Below are 18,240 nucleotides of genomic sequence, written 5' to 3'. Positions count from 1 at the left end.
GTCAACGTCCCTTCGACCAGGGGGCGATCGCCTTGGCGATCCACCCGACGAGCGCGAAACCGAGAAGCGCGACGCCCCCGCTCAGAAGCGCCAGCGCCCATACCTGTGGCCCGTTCGACGCCTGCTGCGCGAGGATCATCGCAAGCCCCACCCCGACCTCGATCTTGCCGAAGAACTCACCGAGGACGGCACCGAGGAAGGCAGCGGGAACAGCGATCTGCAGCGCGCTGAGCGTCGCGGGAAGGGCCGCGATCAGCCGCACCTTGATGAGCTGTGTGAACTTCGATCCGCCGTAGACCGTGACCAGGTCAAGGCTCGACTTGTCAGCTGATTTGAGGCCGAGAAGCGCGCCGACGACCGTCGTGAAGAACACCGACAGCGCGGCCAGCACGATAGCTGTGCCACTGGGCTCACCGACCTTGGGAGGGGTGATGACGATGACCGCGAGCATGCCGATGGCAACGATCGGGATGCAGTACGTGAGGATCGCGAGCTGCATGGCGACCCCCTCCAGGCGCGGTGCGAGGAGCACGAACCCCGAAAGCAGAAGCGCCAGGCCGTTCCCCCACAGGTAGCCGATACCGGCCTCAGCGAGAGTGACGGCGAAGTTGTTGATGTAGTACTGCGGGCCCGTCTCGACCATGATCTGAACGACCTGGAACGGGGTGGGAATCGCGCTGGCACCCGAGGGACCGACATTGGAGAACACGGTGGCAGCGAGGATCCACCACAGCAGGATGATGCCGATACCGCCGATGACACCGATCAGCCACGGCGGGAGACGGAAGTCTTCCCACTCGATCGCGCGACCGCGCGTGGGGCTCTCAGTGGTCATCCGCCGCTGCTCCTCCGACACCGAACAGCAGCTCGGATGCCTGGTCGACGTAGGCGTGGAATTCGGGGGTGCGCATCATCTCGGGGGTACGGGGGCGCGGGAGGTCGATCGTCATGACCTCCTTGATCCGGCCCGGGCGCGGGCTCATGACTGCCACCTGGTCAGAGAGGAAGATCGCCTCCGAGATGCCGTGCGTCACCAGCAGTGTCGTCGCGGGCTTCTCAGTCCAGATGCGCAGGAGCTCGAGGTTGAGCTTCTGGCGCGTCATGTCGTCCAGCGCGCCGAAGGGCTCGTCGAAGAGCAGCACCTCGGGCTTCATGATCAGCGATCGCGCGATGGACACACGCTGCCGCATGCCACCCGACAACTGCGCAGGCTTGGCTTTCTCGAAGCCCTTGAGTCCCACGAGGGCGATCATCTCGTCGACATACGCCTTGTCGACCGACGCGCCAGCGATCTCGAAGGGGAGACGGATGTTGGAGACCACGCTGCGCCAGGGAAGCAGTGCCGAGTCCTGGAAGGCGATGCCGAGCTTGTTCTCTTTGCGCAACTCTTTCGGGCTCTTCCCGTCCACGCGGGTCGTGCCGCTGGTGGGCTGCTCGAGACCGGCGAGGATGCGCAGGATCGTCGACTTTCCGCATCCTGAGGGTCCGAGGAGGGACAGGAAGGTGCCCTGCTCGGTGTGTAGGTTGGCGTCTTGGAGCGCCGTGACGGTCTTTCTTCCGGTGGTGAAGACCTTGTTCAGTCCGGAGATCTGCAGGCCGGTGCCCAGGGACTCGCCCTGGGCACCGGTCGTTGCAGAGCCCGTCGTGAGTACTGAACCGGATGCGGTGGGTTCGGTCACGATGGATTCTCCTTGCGTGTTTCTGATCAGCCCGCGTAGGCGACCAGGTCGGGGTTCTCGGCGTAGACCTCTTCGAGCAGCGACAGGTCGAACAGGTCGGCTGCGGTGAGGGTGATACCGGCACCGGCGAGGCTCGCGATGGTCGCTTCCTGCAGTTCCGGAGTGATCCAGAAGAGGCCGAACTCCTCGGTGTCAGCCGAGACGACGAGCTCCTCGGACTGAGCGATGGACCCAGCGATCGAGTTCTCGGGGTTCAGGTCGAGGTCTGCTCCGTAGATCTCGTATGCCAGGCGAGCGCCCTCTTCGGGGTCGTTGACCGCATCGGTCCAGCCCTTGATCTCAGCGACCAGGTACGCCTTGAGCTTCTCGCGGTCGTTGGCGATCATGTCGTCAGTCGTCGTAATGGTCTCGGCAACGAACGGCAGACCGTTGTCGGCGAACGGCAGGTTGGCGACCTCGAAGCCGGCTGCGGCGACGGTGATCGACTCGTTGGTGAGGTAGGCCATGAAGCCGTCGACCTCGCCGTTGGTCAGCGGTGCCGGGTCGTACTGCACGGGCACGATCTCGAGTTCGGACTCGTCGATGCCGTTGGCAGCGAGCAGGGCCTTGAACAGTGCGGTGTTGGAGTCCTGAACACCGATCTTCTTGCCCTTGAGGTCTTCGGGCGTGGTGATGTTGCCGCCGTCAGCCAGCGAGAGGATCGTGAACGGGTTCTTCTGGTAGACCGCGCCGATGATCTTCAGCGGGGCGCCCTCGGCTGCCACGACTGAGCCGATCGAGACCGCGTCCGAGAAGGCGATGTCAGCCGTGCCCGAGATGAGCTCGGCGGCACCGGTCGAAGGACCGGGGGTGAGGACGACCTCGTCGAAGCCGGCCTCTTCGTAGTAGCCGTTCTCGAGGGCGAAGAAGTCGCCCGCGAACTCTTCGTTCTTGATCCAGCTGAGCTGAACGGCAAGCGTGCCGAAGCCCTCCGCAGCGTCGCCGCTGGTGGATTCGGCCGGAGTGGACTCGCCACCGCTGGCGCAGGCGCTCAGCGCGAGCGCCGACACGGCGACGGCTGCGACGGCCATGGCTGACCGGCGCACGATTCGAGAGGAAAGAGATGTCATGTTTGCTGCGTCTCCTGATCGCGGGTGAATGGGACACTCGGTGACGCGCGACTGCGGGACTCGTCGGGTCGTCGAGTCCGACGCTATGAGATGTAGATTTCATGAACACTCGCCGGACTGTTTCGTCTGCGTTACCGAATGTCGGATGCGACGAGCGTCGGATCCCGCAAAGCGGGCGGCGCGGTCAGCGCGGAACGCCGGCGCCGGGGGCACAGGAGATGCCCTCTTCTGCGCCCGGCTGCACCGTCAGCTCGCGAGGGGTCGACACTGCGGGATGCACCGGACCGGTCGTGTCTCGCAGAGCACCGCCGCGTCCCCCCGACCGCACCATGACGATCTCGGCCAGGATCGACAGCGCGGTCTCCTCAGGGGTGCGACCCCCGAGTGCCAGGCCGATCGGCGAGCGGAGTCGCTGGGTTTCGGCATCCGTCAGCCCCGCGTCGGCGAGTCGGCGAGCCCGGTCGTCGTGCGTGCGCCTGCTGCCCATCGCACCCACATACCCAGCCGGGCTGCGCAGCGCGACAGCGAGCGCGGGGACGTCGAACCGAGGATCATGCGTGAGCACGCAGATCGCGGTGCGCGCATCGATCGGCGTGCGCGCGAGGTAGTCGTGCGGCCATTCGTGCACGACCTCGTGGGCGTCGGGGAAACGCGCGGACGAGGCGAAGGCCTCCCGCGGGTCGCAGACCGTGACCTCGAATCCGGATGCCGCCCCGAGCCTGCTCAGCGCGACCGAGAACTCGACGGCACCGATGATGATCAGGCGCGGCGCGTGGGGAAACGGCAGGCCGAGCACCTCCATCGCGTCGACGTCGGTTCCGTAGCGCAGCGTGAGCGCGTGGGCATCGGTGCGGAGGCGCTCGAGGTCAGCGGTGAGTGCGGAGCGGATGCCGGGATCGGCCGTCGCGGGGACGTCGGTCTCGGCATCCGCGCCCTCTCGAGCGAGGACGAGGGTGCCGCGGCTGCGCCCGGCAGTGACGACGCCGAGCGCGCACGGTTCGCGACGAAGGATCGCGGCGCGGAGGTCGGCGATCGCTGCCGCGGCCGACGTGCCGCGGAGGACAGGGAGGACGAGCACGTCGATGACGCCGCCGCAGCTAAGGCCCGCCTCGAACGCGGTCTCATCGGAGATGCCGTAGCGAACGCGGGTCGATTCGCCGGACTCGATCGCCTGGAGGCACAGATCGTGCACGTCACCGTCGACGCAGCCGGCCGAAACGTTGCCGAAGACGACGCCGTCGGCATCCACGATCATCGCCGCGCCGAGTTCGCGCGGTGAGCTCGCCTGCGCCGAGACGAGCACCGCGAGCGCGAACTGACGCTCCTCGGCGACCCAGGCCGCGGCCGGATCAAGAATCTCTCGCATGCTCACCTCCCGGACTCCTGCCTATCATCCGGGTGTTTCTTCGAGATTGCGACAGCCGTCTCGAGCAGAACGCCGGCCCGGACGTCGGTGGCGGGGCGTAGCCTCGGGACGTGAACCGCACCGTGCTGACCGAGCGCCTGCGCGGGCTGGATGATCAGCTCGCGCGGCTGGACGCTGACGCCGCATCGCTGCGCGCCGACCGCGCTGCCGCGACTGCCGATGACGAGCACGACCCCGAAGGCTCGACGCTCTCGGGCGAGTGGCAGCGGGTCGAGGCGCTTCGGGATGCGGCCCTGCGCGACCACGCGGCGGTGGTCGATGCGCTGGCGCGCGTGGACGCGGGCACCTATGGCATCTGCGTCAGGTGCGGGCAGCCGATTCCGGCGGCGCGGCTCGAGGTCAGGCCGACGGCGACGATGTGCGTCCCCTGTGCGTCGGCCCAGCGCGCGTGACTCAGCGCGGGTGGCCGAACTGCGCTGCGCGCGCCGGCAGGTCGGTGTGCACGCGGGCTGACGCCTCGGCAGCCAGGGGGTTGGTCGAGACACCGTTCTCGCTCGCGAGCGCCCCGCCGACGTAGACCTGCTTCAGGTTGCGCAGGCTCATCGACAGCACGTAGGTGCGCACCGGGTGCCAGAGCGGTCCGACATCCGGCACCCGTGGGTCGACGACGACGAAGTCGGCGAACTTGCCGACCTCGAGGCTGCCGACCCGGTCGGCGACGCCCAAGATCTCGGCGCCACCGAGGGTGTGCAGGCGCAGCACCGTCTCGGGCGTCATCGACAGCGGATCCTTGGTGCGGGCGCGCTGCATGAAGATCCCCGCACGCATGTTGCCCCACGGGTCGGCGAGGTCGGTGCAGGCCTGGTCGTCGAGGCCCATCCCGACACGGATGCCGAGCTCGAGCATCTCGGGAACGAGCGCGACGCCCGACGCGAGGCGTCCATTGGAGGCCGGCTGCCACGACATCGACGCGCCGCCCTCGGCGGTGGCCCGGATGATCTCGGGAGTCGTCTGGATGAAGTGGCCGAACATCATGTCGGGGCCGAGCGCTCCGGCATCCCGATACATCGCGAACTTGGCCTGCTGCACCGGAACCGCTTCGGGAGACTCGAGGAAGTGGGCCTGGTTGGTCACGCCGAACCGGCGCATCGCTTCGACCTCGAGCTCGGCGGCCTCGGGGCGCGGCGACCACTGCACCTGGCCCATGATCGAGGCGCCGAGCGCGAGCGCGGGGTCCATGGCGCGGGTGTGTGCTACCTCCGCGGCGAAGCGGTCGAAGATCTCGTCATCGGTGCCGGTGGAGACATCCATGCCGATCGCGTCGACGAACCGGAGGCCGGCGTCGCGGCATCCGTCGGCCTGACGCGTGTGGTACTCGACGGGCCGCAGCGGTGCGTTGCCGCCGAGGCGCTTGCCGTCGACCATCGACTCCCACGCCTGCAGCGGATCGGTGAAGTTGTAGGCGGTCGTGACGCCGTTCGCGAGGAAGTCGAGCGACCCGTGCAGGGTCGACCAGTACATGTCGTCGGGGCTGAGGTTCGCGGTGAACCCGAGCATCGAGTCGCACCAGCCGTAGAGGGTCTCGTTCGCGCCGAGCCCGCGCAGACCGCTCGTGAACAGGTGGCTGTGGCTGGAGATGAACCCGGGCGCAACGAACGCGCCGGCGACGTCGAGGGTCTCGTCGGCGGTCGTGCCCGCGGGAGGCTGACCTGCTCCGGTCGCGGCGATGATGCCGTCTTCGACCAGCATCCAGCCCTCATCGAGGTAGCCGAGGTCGTCGGCGCCGGCGGCGACCGTAATAAGACGAGCGTTGATAACGAGCAGGGATGCCATAAGTTCTCCGGTGGTGCGAGGGTCTCGCAACGCTACCGCTCCCATGTTTCGCTGCTGCTACGCCAGGGGCTCCCGCGCGCTTTGGACCTCGATCCGCCAGCCCTCTCTGTTCAGTCGCGTCATATTGCGGGTGCTGTGTGCCAAGTCCGACCTCACGGCGCGACCGAACCGGACAGGGTCGCACCTTCTCGTGCGTGCAGCTCAGTTCAGTCGCGCCTTGTTGCGAGTGCCCTTCCCCAGAACCCGCAATATGGCGCGACCGAACGAAAGGGTGACCGGATCCAACCCCGCGAGCATCGTGACGGATGTCGCGGCCGGCGGCTCCTCCCCCGCTGGCGCCGACGGGCAGTTGTCCCCGGTTCTGTCCCAGCGTCCGCTCGGCAAGCGCCGCGCGTTCACGGTGGAGGAGTGCAGCCCCGAGAGCTTCCCGCAGACCTCGGACGAACGTTCTCCGTCCAGCGCGCCCGCGAACGTGGTGTGACGTCGTCTCGGCTTCGGGCATCCGACCTTGAGATGCCGTTCCGCGCGGTTCGGCGGCAGCGCCTCGAGCCCCCCGCCGACAGCCCCGACCGTGGCGAGTCGCTTCTGCTCGAGTCGCTGGACGCCTACGCGCAGCGGATGACCGAGCACGAGTTCTTCAGTCATATCTCCGCCGCGGTCGCCTGGGGCGTGCCGCTTCCGCGACGGATGCTGCGCGCGGGAGTTCTTGACGTCTCAGTGATCTGGCCGCGTCGCGCACCGGCCGGACGAGGCGTGCGCGGGCACGCACTGCGACCGTGGATGTGCGAGCTGGTGCAGCATCCGGTGCTGGGAGTCGCCGTGTCATCACCGGCGTCGACCTGGGCGATGCTGTCTTCCCACTACCAGTGGGTCGATGATGCCGTCGTCGCGGCGGACGCGATCATTCGCGAGCAGATGCATCCGGACGATCCGCCGCCGCTTGCCGGGCTCGCGGAACTCGAGGCCGCCGCTGACGCTGGTCGGCGGATCGGCGGCGATGTTCTTCGTAACGCCTTGCCCCTGGCTCACCCCCGATCGCGGTCGCGTCCGGAGACCCTGATGCGTCTTCTGCTCGGTCGGGCTGGCCTCGGTGGGTTCTTGCCGAACTTCGATGTATTGGACGGAGGTGTGTGGATCGCGCAGGTCGACTTCGCGCTTCCCCGCATCCGGCTTGCGCTGGAGTACGAGGGCGAGCACCACCTCACCGACCCCGTGCAGTGGGCAAAGGACATTGCGCGGATGGAGCGCTTGATCGAACTCGGCTGGCGCGTCATGCGAGTGACACAGTCAGACCTCTTCGGAACACCCGAGCTTCTCGTGGCCCGCATCCGTCGCGCCATCGACGCTGCCCGATGACTGGTCTACTCAATCGCGCTTCTTCGGTCGCGCCCAAATGCAGATGACACCGGAGCTACCCACAACAAGGCGCGACCGAACTGTGGGGCAACCACCCCAACGACCTCGCCACGAAATTCAGTCGCGCCGATGTGCGAGGTTGCACCGACGGGACCCACAACAAGGCGCGACCGAACGAAGAGTCTGCCCAGGTCTCGTGCGGCGAGGAGAAACAAGAAGCGTGGTGACCTTCGCTTCAGTCGCGCCGAAATGCGGGTGCACGCTCACGGGACCCGCACGAAGGCGCGACCGAAAATGCTGGCCCAGCTTCAGTCGCGCCGAAATGCGGGGTGACACCCGACAGACCCGCAACGAGGCGCGACCGAACCAGGGGACACCACCCGAACGACCGCCCGACGAAGTTCAGTCGCGCCGATGTGCGGGTGCATGCTCACGGGACCCACAACAAGGCGCAACCGAACGTAATGCTCCGCACGTCAGAGACGGTCGGCTGCCAGCTGGAGCACGGATTCGGTCAGGGCACGGATGCCGAGGGCAACGTCTGCGGCCGAAACCGCTTCGTCGGGGTGGTGACTCACGCCGTCGGGGTTCCGCAGGAACAGCATCCCGACATCCGTGATCGAGCCGATCGCCATGGCGTCGTGGCCTGCGCGACTGAAGATGACCGGCGGCTCGTCGCTGCGGCGCGGGGCCGCGTGCACGATGCCCTCACGCACGACGTCCTGCAGCAGCAGACCGCACCGGACCGCCGGGGCGTTGTGCACCTCCCGCGCCTGCCAACGCAATCCCCGGCGGCCCATGATGTCATCGAGCTCGCGGCTGATCTCGTCCCAGACCCGGTCTCGTTCGCCGTCGAGCTCGCCGCGCAGGTCGACGCTCAGATGCGCCTCGCCGGGGACGACGTTGACTGCGCCGGGGAATGCCTCGAGCTGGCCGACCGTCCCGATGATGTGGTGCGCGCTGCGGCAGATGCGTTCGACCGCGAGCGCAGCTTCGCTCGCCCCCAGCAGCGCATCCCGGCGCATGTCGTAGGGAGTTCCGCCGGCGTGCCGGGCTTCGCCCTCGACCGTGAGCTGGAAGCGGCGGGCGCTGGCGATCGAGGACACGACGGCGAGCGGCTCGCCGGCGCGATCGAGCTCGGGACCCTGCTCAATGTGCGCTTCGAGGTAGGCGACGAGATGGTCGGGTCGGCGCGCGGCCTCGCCGATCCGTCCCGGGTCGAGTCCGAACTCGAGGAACGCCTGCCGCAGGGTCACGCCGTCCTCGTCGGCGAGCGTCCACCAGGCGTCGTTCCAGGTGCCGGCAACGGCAGAGGATCCGAGCAGCGCCTTGCCGAACCGCGTGCCCTCTTCATCCGAGAAGGCAGCGACCTCGACGGCGAACGGCAGAGGCACCCGCGAGACCCCGTCACTCTCCTGGCGCAACAGGCGAACCACTTCGAGGGCCATGAGCGCGCCGATGATGCCGTCGAAACGCCCCGCATCCTTGACGGTGTCCAGGTGCGAACCGATCATGAGCGCCGGCGCCGCGGGGTCAGGATCGGCGCTGCGCTCGATGCGTCCGAGCTGGTTTCCCGCGGCGTCCTGCCAGGTTCGCAGGCCCACCTCACGCATCCATTCGGCAGCGAGCCGATTGACCCGGGCGTGCTCGGGTGAGAGATACACACGCTCGATCGCCCCCGACTGAGCGCTCACCCGCGCGAGTTCGTCGCAGCGGGCCATCACCCGACGGGCGGCGGCCGCGATGCGGTCGGGGGATGCTTCGAGCAAAGGCATGGGTCAGCCGACCGCCAGAGCGTCGGATGCGGCATCCGCACCGGCACCGGCAGGCACTGCCGCGCCGAATCGGCGGAGCACTGCCTCGAGCGCGACGAGGGTCTGCAGCACGGCATCCGGACGCGCGTTGTAGCCCATCGTGCCGATCCGCCAGACCTTGCCGTGCAGCGGCCCGAACGAAGTGCCGATCTCGATCCCGAAGTCCTCGAGCATCGCGGCGCGAGCGGCATCGCCCGGCACGCCCTCGGGGATGTAGACCGCGACGATGTTGCTCATCTTGTGCGACACGTCGCCGAAGACGCGCAGTCCCATCGCCTCGACACCGGCGAGCATCGCCGCCCCCACCCGGCGGTGGCGCGCGATGACGGCATCCCGGCCCTCGAGCAGCAGCAGGCGCGCGCACTCGCGAGCGGCGTAGAGCATCGAGGTCGCCTCGGTGTGGTGGTTCAGGCGCCGCGGACCCCAGTAGTCCAAGATCATGCCGAGATCGAAGTAGTTGGAGCGCACGAAATCGGGCGACGAGGGGTCGCCGGGTTCCCGGATGCCGGCCTCGATCTTCTTGCGCGAGGAGATCACGTCGACGGCGCGGTCGCTGAGGGTGATCGGCGCGGAGCCCGATGGTCCACCCAGGCACTTCTGCAGCCCCGCGGTCGCGGCATCCAACCCCCAGGAGTCGGCCTCGAACGGATTGCCGCCGAGCGACGCCGTCGCGTCGGAGTAGAACAGCACGCCGTGGCGGGCGCAGATCTCGCCGATCTCGTCGAGGGGCTGCAGCATCGTCGTCGACGTGTCGCCCTGCACAAGAGCCAGCAGGGTCGGCTTGACGCGGACGATGGCCTCTTCGATCGCGAAGGGCGTGAACACCTGCCCCCAGACCGTCTCGATCGTGTGCACCTCGGCCATCGCTCGCTCGGCGATCTCGGCCAGCAGATGGCCGAACCGGCCGAAGATCGGCACGAGGACGCGATCGCCGGGACGGATCAGCGAGAGGATCGCGGCCTCGATCCCCGCCCGCGAGGTGCCGTCGATCAGGAGCGTCGCGTCGTTGCCCGTACCCCAGACGCCGCGGTACAGCTCCTGGGTCTCGGTCATCGTGGAAGTCATGAACGGGTCGTACTGGCCGACCAGCGGCGCCGACATCGCGCGCAGCACGCCGGGGTAGGCGTCGACCGGCCCCGGGCCCATGAGGAGGCGGCGGGGCGGGTCGATCGGGCCGGGGATGCTGGATGCAGGTGCGTCGGTCATGTCAGGGGGTCCTTCCCGAGAGGTCGGTCGAGACGAGTGCCGCCAGGCGCCTGGCCAGGCGTACGAGCGCAATGTCGGTGCCAGCCCGCGAGACAAGGCACACTCCGACGGGCGCCGCACCCAGGGGCGAGCGCACCGTGAGCAGCGGAATCGAGATGGCGGGAAGACCAGCGACGGCGGCGGGAGTCGTCATCCGCAGGGTGGCCAGGCGGGTGGCGTCGATCTCGCCGGGATCCGCCGTGCGCGACGGCGCCGGTCCCGGAGCGGTGGGCAGCAGCAGCACGGCGTCGCGCACGAGGTGGTGCAGGTTCTCGCGCAACGGGGCGAGCGCCCCGCGAGCGTCGGCTTCCGCCGCGGGCGAGACCGAGGCCGCAAGCCGGAAGCGCTCGGCAACGGCGGGCCCGACCGCGCCGGGATGCTCGCGCAGCCACTCCCCGTTGTTGCGCCACGCCTCGGCGCCTTGCACCGTCCGGAAGGGCGCAACGTACTCGTCGAGGTCGCCGATCTCGACCCGCGCCAGCCGCGGGGGATCATCGGATGCCGCGAGCCGCGCGACGAGGGAGTCGAAGGCTTCACGGGTTGCCGGGTCCGCGGCATCCAACACCTCATCGGGCACGAGGAACCGCCACGGCAGGTCATCCCCGGACTCGCCGTAGACACTCTCGGTGGAATCAGACCCGTCGTAGCTCAGGCACCACTCCGCCACACGCTGCAGAGTCGCGCCGTCGCGGGTCAGCCACCCGACGGTGTCGAAGCTCTGCGCGAGGGGCAAAACGCCCTGCCGCGGCACGAGACCGTGGGTCGTGCGGAGCCCCCAGAGGCCCTGGTACGAGGCGGGCACCCGAATCGATCCGGCGGTGTCGGTGGCAAGTCCGACATCCGCTTGACCCAGCGCGACGGCGCTCGCCGCTCCGCTGGATGAGCCACCCGGAAGCGCCCCGGGGAGGGCGGCGTTCGGCGGTGTGCCGTAGTGGGCATTGTCGCCGGCGATCGAGTACGCGAACTCGTCGGTGCGCGCGAGACCCCGCACGGACGCGCCGGCTCGGATCAGGTCGGCAAGCGCAGGCGCCGTGGTCTTCTCTGCCCGCGCCTCGCGCAGGTAGGTGGGGTTTCCGGCGCCGATGCGGAAGCCGGTCAGGGCGAACAGGTCCTTCACCGCCACGGTGAGGCCGGCGAGCGGCCCCTCCCACGCGCCCTGCCAGAGCGGGTCGCCGACGCTACGCCAGATCGACCGGTCGAACGCCGGGGTGCGGGGCGTGACGTGTGCCGCCGTGATCAGCCACTGTCCATCGATGCGCTGCCACACCTGGGTCTGGATGCCGCGTCCGCCGCCGTGGAAGCGTGACTCGGCGACCAGCAGCGCGATGTCAGGCCCGAGCGGCCGGTACTCGAGGCGCTCGATCGTGCGCGGGGCAACGCCGCCGCGGGTGACCCGGAACGCGCTGATGGCGTCGTGGCCGACCAGGAGGCCGGCGCCGTCGGCGCGGATCGTTCCCTCCCCGGGGGCGAATGCGGCATCCAGCGCGTCGAGGTCGTTCGCGAGGATCGCCCGCTCATAGGCGTCGAAAGCCGTGAACAGGTCGGCGGGGATGTCGTCGGGAAAGCCACCCGGCACGGTCACGTCAGTCACGGTCCAGCTTCGCGAAGTCGGCCTCACGAATCCGCGCATGCACACCGCACACGACGTCCACAACCTGCGAGATGTCGAAGTCTGTCGCGGCCGACAGGTATGCATACGCGAGGTGTTCGTCCAGGCCCCAACGAGCCTCGATGAGCTTCACGGCTGCGCGCACGGCGTTGCGCATCGCGACGTTGAGGTCGACATCCATGCCCGTGGGAACGAGGTATTCGTCGGTGCGCACGAGGGGACCGACGATCTCACCGAACTCGGCGAGCGCGACCTCACGCGGGACGACCTCGAACTGCAGCGTCGCGCGAAGGGATGCCTCGAGCGCCGTGAGCGCGACCTCACCGTCACCCTGCGCGAAGTGCGGGTCACCGACGTACGCGAGAGCGCCGGCAACCTGCACCGGCAGGTAGAGCACCGACCCCTCCGTCAGTAGCTTGATGTCGATGTTGCCGCCGTGCGGCCCAGGGGGAACCGAGTGCGGGCGCTCGTCGTCGGAGACCGCGACCCCCATGATCCCGAGGAAGGGTGCAAGCGGGAACTCGATTCGACCCTCGCCGCCCTCGGTCACCGGCAGCACGCCCACGAGGCCCTCGGGCCGCGCCTCGACGGGAGTGAAGACGCTGACGTTGTGCGCGCCGCGCGGCAGTTCGCCGATCAGGGCTCCCTTGCCGTGACGGTTCGAGATCACGCCGTACGGCACGCGGGGTGCGAGGCTGACCACGGTGATCTTGAGGAGGTCTCCGGGTTCGGCATCCGTCACCCGAATGGGTCCGGTCACGACATGCGGGCCATCGGTGTCGGGGTTTCGAGACAGCGCCGAGGCCACCTCGACGGCGTCGTCGAGCACCGCCTCGCGGGGAATGCCGTGACTGCCGAAGTACGCAACCGGGTCGGTGCCGTGATCGTCAAGGATGCCCTCGTGGCTGACCGTGTCGATCGTCACCGTCTCGCCGGATGCGACCTCGAGCACCGCCGTGTCGGCGACGCACGGCAGGCGCCCCCACATCACGGTTTCGGGTGTGGAGCGCAGGTAATGGTCACCGGCGATCTCGCCGATACCGGGCTGGAGGATCGGGAAGGGAAAGCTGGTCATCGGGCTCCTTCGTCCGAAGCGGGATCGGTGGCCAGGATCTCACGCCCGTGACGGCCCGTGATCCCCCGGTTCGCAGTGTACGCCGTCTCCCCGTTGACCCAGGTTGCGCGCACGGAGCCGCGCAGCAGCGCACCGTCCCAGGGCGAGAGCTTGTTGCGGTATTCGAGGTCGGCGGCGCGAACGACGGATGCCGCATCCGGCGCGAACGCAGCCAGGTGCGCGGGAGCACCCTTCCGAATCACGCCGCGGCTGCGGATGCCGGCGATCGCAGCAGGCCCGGTCGTGAACCACGGAATCACGGTCTCGAGCGGGATGCCGCGGCGGGATGCTTCGGTCCAGACCGCCCGGAGCCCGGTTTGCACTCCGGAGATCCCGCCCCACGCGAGGCCGAGGTCACCGTCCTCGCGCTCCTTCAGATCCCGAGTCGCGGGCGAGTGATCGCTGACGACGGCATCGATCGTTCCGTCGAGCAGGCCCTCCCAGAGGAGGTCCTGGTTGTGGCCGTCACGCACGGGCGGGCAGCACTTCACGGTGCCCGATCCGTCGGGAAGGTCCTCGGCACGCAGAGTCAGATAGTGCGGGCAGGTCTCGGCCGTGAGCCGGATGCCGGCAGCCTTGGCCTCACGGATGACATCGAGCGCATGCCCATCGGAGACGTGCACGATGTGGGCGCGCGCGCCGGTGCGGCCGGCGGCAGCGGCGACAGCGGCGATCGCCGACTCTTCGCTGATCGGCGGGCGGCTCGCGAGGAATCGTGCATAGCTGCTGCCGATAGCCGGGTCATCGTGCAGGTGGGCGGGGTCTTCGGCGTGAGCGATGAGCAACCCGTCGAAGGCGGCAAGCTCGGTCAGCGCGGACTCCAAGTCCGCGGCATCCAGGTGCCCGAACTCGTCGATCCCCGAGGGCGAGAGGAAGCACTTCACCCCGACCACCCCAGCCGCGAACAGGGGATGCAGCGACCCGAGGTTCTCGGGCACGGCGCCACCCCAGTACGCGACGTCGACGGCGAGCTTGCCGGCTGTCGCTGCGCGTTTAGCGGCGAGCGCCTCGACGGTCGTGGTGACGGGCAGCGAGTTCAGCGGCATGTCAACCACCGTCGTGATGCCGCCCGCCGCTGCTGCAGCCGTGCCGGTTTCGAACCCCTCCCAGTCGGTGCGTCCCGGTTCGTTCAGGTGCACATGCGAGTCGACGAGTCCCGGGAGAAGCACTTCGTCGTCAGAGAGGACGAGCGCGGCATCCGGGTCGAACGGAGCGATCCCCGCGATGAGGCCGTCACGAACGAGGACTGTCGCGGCCGAGAAGCCGCCGTCAAGGAGCACCCGGCGTGACGCGAGGGCGAGGGCCGGGGACGACATGCCGTCACCGTATGATCCGCGCATTTCTCGCATGTTACCTGTACCAACATTTCGGATCACGTCTGCCGCCGTCGCGCGTCTAGCGCGTTACGGTGGCCGCATGGAGCTGACGCACTTCAATGACCTGCCCGAGGCCGAAGCGATCGAGGTCGTCTCGGTGTGGGCTCGCGTCCCGGCCTGGGCCGAGGCCGTGGCCGGCACACGCCCGTTCGCCTCCGTCGACGAGCTCGAGGCCACCGCCGACCGCCTCGCGCGCTCATGGGGCCGGCCCGAGCTGGATGCCGCACTCGCCCACCATCCCCGCATCGGCGAACGTCCGAGCGGCGAGGGCGCCGAGGCTAACGCGTCGCGGCACGAGCAGTCCGCGATGTCGGATGCCGCGGCATCCGTGGCCCAGCAGATCGCCGCGGGCAACGCCGAGTACGAGGCCCGATTCGGGCGGGTCTTCCTCATCCGTGCCGCCGGCCGCACGCCCGACGAGATCCTTGCCGAGCTGCAGCGGCGCCTGGAGAACACCGTTGACGCCGAGGTCGACGAGGCGCTCGACCAGCTGCGGCAGATCGCGATGCTGCGGCTGCGCGCCGCCATCGAACCCGACCCCTCGAGCGGAGAGTGAACCCGTGACAGCGCACCTGACCACCCATGTTCTCGACACGACCGGCGGAACGCCTGCCGCAGGCGTAGCGGTGACACTGCGGCACGCATCCGGTGAGGCGATCGCCGAGGCCGTGACCGATGCCGACGGTCGCGCCGGGCTCGGGCCTGAGCTGCTGCCCCCGGGAGCCTACGCGCTCACCTTCGACACCGGCGCGTACTTCGCAGCTCACGGCACCGACTGCTTCTATCCGAGCGTCACAGTGGACTTCACGATCACCGACGCCCGGCACTATCACGTGCCCCTGCTGCTCAGCCCGTTCGCATACTCGACCTATCGGGGCAGCTGAGACCCGCGTAACGCGGTCGTGACACACGCTCCCTAATGTTCACCACATGAAGATCATCATCATCGGCGCAGGAATCGGCGGCGCCAGTGCCGGGATCGCGCTGGCGCGGCTCGGCCACGAGGTCGTCATCTACGACCGGATGCGCGAGAACAAGCCGGTCGGTGCGGCACTGTCGCTGTGGTCGAACGGGGTGAAGGTCCTCAACTGGCTGGGGCTTGCCGACGAGGTGGCTGCGCTCGGTGGCCGGATGGATGACATGGCCTACATCGACGGCCTCACCGGAGAGACGATGTGCCAGTTCTCGCTTGAGCCGGTGACAGCGCAGACCGGTCAGCGCCCGTACCCCGTGGCGCGGGCCGAGCTGCAGGCACTGCTCATGGAGACGGTCGGGATGGACCGCATCCATCTGGGGCGCAAGGCGGTGTCGGTTGCCGAGCACCTGCAGAGCGTGACGGTGACTTTCGACGATGGCTCCACCGACAGCGGTGATCTGCTGATCGGCGCCGACGGGGCGCGATCGATGGTGCGTGACTACGTGACCGGCGGCGGCATCGAACGCACCTACTCGGGATACACGAACTTCAACGGCCTGGTGGCGCAGGATGCCGCGATCGGCCCCGCGAACCAGTGGACGACCTATGTCGGTGATGGAAAGCGCTGCGCCGTCATGCCGGTAGCCGGCGACCGCTTCTACTTCTTCGTCGACATTCCCCAGCCGGCGGGGCACGCCGCCGAGGCCGGTGAGCCCCTCGCCGCGCTGCGTGAGGCGTTCGGCGACTGGGCGCCCGGGGTTCAGACCCTGCTGGAGGCGATCGACCCGGCATCCTCGCTCAACCGCGTCGAGATCTGGGATATCGACCCGTTCCACACGTGGGTGAAGGGACGAGTGGCGATCCTCGGGGATGCCGCCCACAACACCGCGCCCGACATCGGTCAGGGCGCGTGCTCGGCGCTCGAAGACACCTTCGCCCTCGCGATCTCGCTGGCAACGAACACGAACTCCGTCGAGGATGCGCTGCTGCGCTACGAGCGCTCGCGCACCGAGCGCGCAGGTGACCTTGTGAACCGGGCTCGCAAGCGAGCGGCCGAGACGCATGGGTTCGTGCCCGGTGCGACCGAGGCCTGGTACGAGAGCCTGCGCGGCACCGACGGAACCGACATCATCCGCGGCATTGTCGGCAATATCGAGGGCAGCCCGATCAACCTCGGCGTCGGATCCCTCTGACCCTGCCGGGGCCGCCCCGCGGCATCCGTTCAGTCGCGCCATGCTGCTGTCCGGCGCCGCACAGACCCGCAACACGGCGCGACCGAGAATCCAGACTCATCTTTCAGTCGCGCCATACTGCCGGCGGGCGCCGAACAGACCCGCAACACGGCGCGACCGAACGTGGGGGTCGTACAGCTGATATGTGACTGATCCTTGTCAAGTGGCAGGGGAAAGAGCACCCGGAGTGATCGAGCTCCGGGTGCTCTTTCGTTGGGTCGGCGGTGTCACGTTCGAGGGTGACGAGCGTGTCGTTGGCGACGCGCGGTCAGACTGATATGCGCGGGTTGGTTACCGCAGGACGTGCTTTTCGGCTGGAGCGGGACCGCTTGTCTAGAGTCGAGCGTCGCCTGGTGGGCTGCTCATAGCTGTATCGCGGGTCGCTCCTCGCGGTGCCGTCATCGTCGTCGTGGCCGCCACCGACCGGTCGGGTCGGCTGTCAGTCGGGCATGACGGCCAAGGACCAGCACCAGCCTGCGAGTTCGCGGGCGACGGCGACGTTCGCGATCACGGGACGCTTCTTGCGGGTGGTGAACTGTTGCCACTTTCGATGCAGCCGATGGTTGCCGGCATCGCCGCGAGCGACGGCGATGCCGGGGGCTTGGGCCCATCGGGTCTGCATGACCGCGCCCGGACGATACGGTTTGCGGTGATGCCAGGCCGCTTCGACGAGCAGACGGCGGGCGTGGGTGTTTCCGGTCTTGGTGATCGAGCCCTGCACCCGAGACTGCCCGGAAGAGAACTCGGACGGCACCAGCCCGAGGAACGCGCCGATCGTTGACCCGGTGAATCTGTCCCAGTCGCCGATCTCGACCGCCAACGCGAACGCGGTCAGCGTGGAGATCCCGCGCAAGCAGCCCAGCCGCCGCACCGTGCCCGAATACTCGCTGCTGGCCGCCATCTGCTCGATCAGCTTGTCCAGGCGATCCTTGCGGGCTCCAACTTGCTGGACGGCTTCGTAGTCCGCGTCGAACGCAGCCTGCAGGCCAGGATGCTCGAATCGGTGTCGGCGCAACCATGCGTCGTGCGCACCCGTCCACGCTTTGCCGTCGTAGATGATCCCGTGTCGCAGCAACAGCTTCGAGAGCCGGTGCCGCGCAGCCATCAGCTCGCCGCGATTGTCCTCACGGGCGCGGACCAGATCTCGCGCGGTCTCTTGCTCGATCGATGGCACCCGGACCGCGACGATCTCGTCCAGCCGCAGCAGCCGCGCCAGATGCAACGCGTCCCGCGCGTCCGTCTTGACCCGGTCACCGGTCGGTCGTTGCAGCTTCGACGGCGCCGCGACCAGGCACATGACCCCTGCCGCCTCGAAGAGCCGCGCCAACGCGAACCCCGTCGGACCGGCCTCGTAGGTCACCGTCGTCGGCTGCGGCAAGGAGCGCACCCAGGCCACGACGCCGGCAGGGTCGTACCCGAATCGTCGCCGGATCACCTCACCGGTCCGCTCATCGATCGCGGCTGCGACCACGCTCCGCGCGTGCACATCCAGCCCGACGCTCGTACGCTGAGAACTCAACTGGGGCCTCCATTCGCCTGTCGGATAGGCCAGCCCCCACAGGCTGGCAACCCACGCTTACGCGAATCGAGG

17 protein-coding genes are annotated in these 18,240 nt (G+C 68.6%); 6 read left to right on the top strand and 11 right to left on the bottom strand.

What is annotated here, in order from left to right; genetic code table 11:
- Position 1 precedes the first annotated feature (1 nt).
- The 4 genes from MICSW_RS00525 to MICSW_RS00510 form a co-directional block, all read right to left on the bottom strand.
- Positions 2–835, bottom strand: a complete 834-nt coding sequence (locus tag MICSW_RS00525) for an ABC transporter permease (protein ID WP_292735208.1) — start codon at positions 833–835, stop codon at positions 2–4.
- Complete coding sequence (locus MICSW_RS00520; RefSeq protein WP_228179320.1) at positions 825–1,607, bottom strand: ABC transporter ATP-binding protein; 783 nt, start codon at positions 1,605–1,607, stop codon at positions 825–827. Before MICSW_RS00520 ends, MICSW_RS00525 begins: the two co-directional genes overlap by 11 nt.
- A gap of 98 nt (positions 1,608–1,705) precedes the next feature.
- Positions 1,706–2,788 carry an ABC transporter substrate-binding protein gene (locus tag MICSW_RS00515; RefSeq protein WP_464496455.1) on the bottom strand — a complete coding sequence of 361 codons (1,083 nt, stop codon included), beginning with the start codon at positions 2,786–2,788 and terminating at the stop codon, positions 1,706–1,708.
- Between the two features lie 184 nt (positions 2,789–2,972).
- Positions 2,973–4,154, bottom strand: a complete 1,182-nt coding sequence (locus MICSW_RS00510) for an XdhC family protein (protein ID WP_464498447.1) — start codon at positions 4,152–4,154, stop codon at positions 2,973–2,975.
- Positions 4,155–4,264: 110 nt separating this feature from the next.
- Between MICSW_RS00510 and MICSW_RS00505 the strand changes: the two genes are divergently transcribed.
- A complete protein-coding gene (locus tag MICSW_RS00505; protein ID WP_228179276.1) occupies positions 4,265–4,606 on the top strand; it encodes a TraR/DksA family transcriptional regulator in 342 nt (113 codons plus the stop codon).
- A 1-nt stretch (position 4,607) separates the two neighbouring features.
- Here the strand turns inward: MICSW_RS00505 and MICSW_RS00500 are convergent, their stop codons facing one another.
- The gene (locus MICSW_RS00500) at positions 4,608–5,987 is read right to left on the bottom strand and encodes an amidohydrolase family protein (protein WP_464496454.1); all 1,380 of its coding nucleotides are present in this window, start codon (positions 5,985–5,987) and stop codon (positions 4,608–4,610) included.
- A gap of 271 nt (positions 5,988–6,258) precedes the next feature.
- On the opposite strand from MICSW_RS00500, the gene MICSW_RS00495 reads away from it, so the two are divergent.
- Entirely contained in the window at positions 6,259–6,468 is a 210-nt protein-coding gene (locus MICSW_RS00495; protein ID WP_292728436.1) for a hypothetical protein, read from the top strand.
- Positions 6,465–7,343, top strand: coding sequence for an endonuclease domain-containing protein (locus MICSW_RS00490; protein WP_228179279.1), 879 nt, complete (start codon positions 6,465–6,467; stop codon positions 7,341–7,343). The genes MICSW_RS00495 and MICSW_RS00490 overlap by 4 nt, the downstream gene beginning before the upstream one ends.
- A 476-nt stretch (positions 7,344–7,819) precedes the next feature.
- Here MICSW_RS00490 and MICSW_RS00485 read toward each other — a convergent pair whose 3' ends face one another.
- The 5 genes from MICSW_RS00485 to allB are packed head-to-tail and all read right to left on the bottom strand — an operon-like array spanning position 7,820 to position 14,441.
- The gene (locus tag MICSW_RS00485) at positions 7,820–9,118 is read right to left on the bottom strand and encodes an allantoate amidohydrolase (RefSeq protein ID WP_464496453.1); all 1,299 of its coding nucleotides are present in this window, start codon (positions 9,116–9,118) and stop codon (positions 7,820–7,822) included.
- A 3-nt stretch (positions 9,119–9,121) separates the two neighbouring features.
- On the bottom strand, positions 9,122–10,363 hold the full coding sequence (locus MICSW_RS00480; RefSeq protein WP_464496452.1) for a pyridoxal-phosphate-dependent aminotransferase family protein: 1,242 nt from the start codon (positions 10,361–10,363) through the stop codon (positions 9,122–9,124).
- 1 nt (position 10,364) lies between these two features.
- Complete coding sequence (locus tag MICSW_RS00475; protein ID WP_464496451.1) at positions 10,365–11,993, bottom strand: AtzH-like domain-containing protein; 1,629 nt, start codon at positions 11,991–11,993, stop codon at positions 10,365–10,367.
- Positions 11,986–13,086, bottom strand: coding sequence for an acetamidase/formamidase family protein (locus MICSW_RS00470; protein WP_464496450.1), 1,101 nt, complete (start codon positions 13,084–13,086; stop codon positions 11,986–11,988). Before MICSW_RS00470 ends, MICSW_RS00475 begins: the two co-directional genes overlap by 8 nt.
- Positions 13,083–14,441, bottom strand: coding sequence for an allantoinase AllB (gene allB / locus MICSW_RS00465; RefSeq protein WP_464496449.1), 1,359 nt, complete (start codon positions 14,439–14,441; stop codon positions 13,083–13,085). The genes MICSW_RS00470 and allB overlap by 4 nt, the downstream gene beginning before the upstream one ends.
- Positions 14,442–14,541: 100 nt before the next feature.
- On the opposite strand from allB, the gene uraD reads away from it, so the two are divergent.
- The 3 genes from uraD to hpxO are packed head-to-tail and all read left to right on the top strand — an operon-like array spanning position 14,542 to position 16,610.
- The gene (uraD, locus tag MICSW_RS00460; RefSeq protein ID WP_292735234.1) at positions 14,542–15,057 is read left to right on the top strand and encodes a 2-oxo-4-hydroxy-4-carboxy-5-ureidoimidazoline decarboxylase; all 516 of its coding nucleotides are present in this window, start codon (positions 14,542–14,544) and stop codon (positions 15,055–15,057) included.
- A gap of 4 nt (positions 15,058–15,061) precedes the next feature.
- The gene (uraH, locus tag MICSW_RS00455) at positions 15,062–15,385 is read left to right on the top strand and encodes a hydroxyisourate hydrolase (RefSeq protein ID WP_292735237.1); all 324 of its coding nucleotides are present in this window, start codon (positions 15,062–15,064) and stop codon (positions 15,383–15,385) included.
- Between the two features lie 46 nt (positions 15,386–15,431).
- Entirely contained in the window at positions 15,432–16,610 is a 1,179-nt protein-coding gene (hpxO, locus tag MICSW_RS00450) for an FAD-dependent urate hydroxylase HpxO (protein WP_292735240.1), read from the top strand.
- Between the two features lie 478 nt (positions 16,611–17,088).
- On the opposite strand, the gene MICSW_RS00445 is transcribed toward hpxO, so the two are convergent.
- Positions 17,089–18,168 carry an IS110 family RNA-guided transposase gene (locus MICSW_RS00445; RefSeq protein WP_292735243.1) on the bottom strand — a complete coding sequence of 360 codons (1,080 nt, stop codon included), beginning with the start codon at positions 18,166–18,168 and terminating at the stop codon, positions 17,089–17,091.
- Between the last annotated feature and the right edge of the window lie 72 nt (positions 18,169–18,240).

This window comes from Microbacterium sp. SW12 (assembly GCF_055391095.1).
Note: the sequence above shows the minus strand (reverse complement) of the source record. Positions and strands in the feature narration are given on the sequence as shown.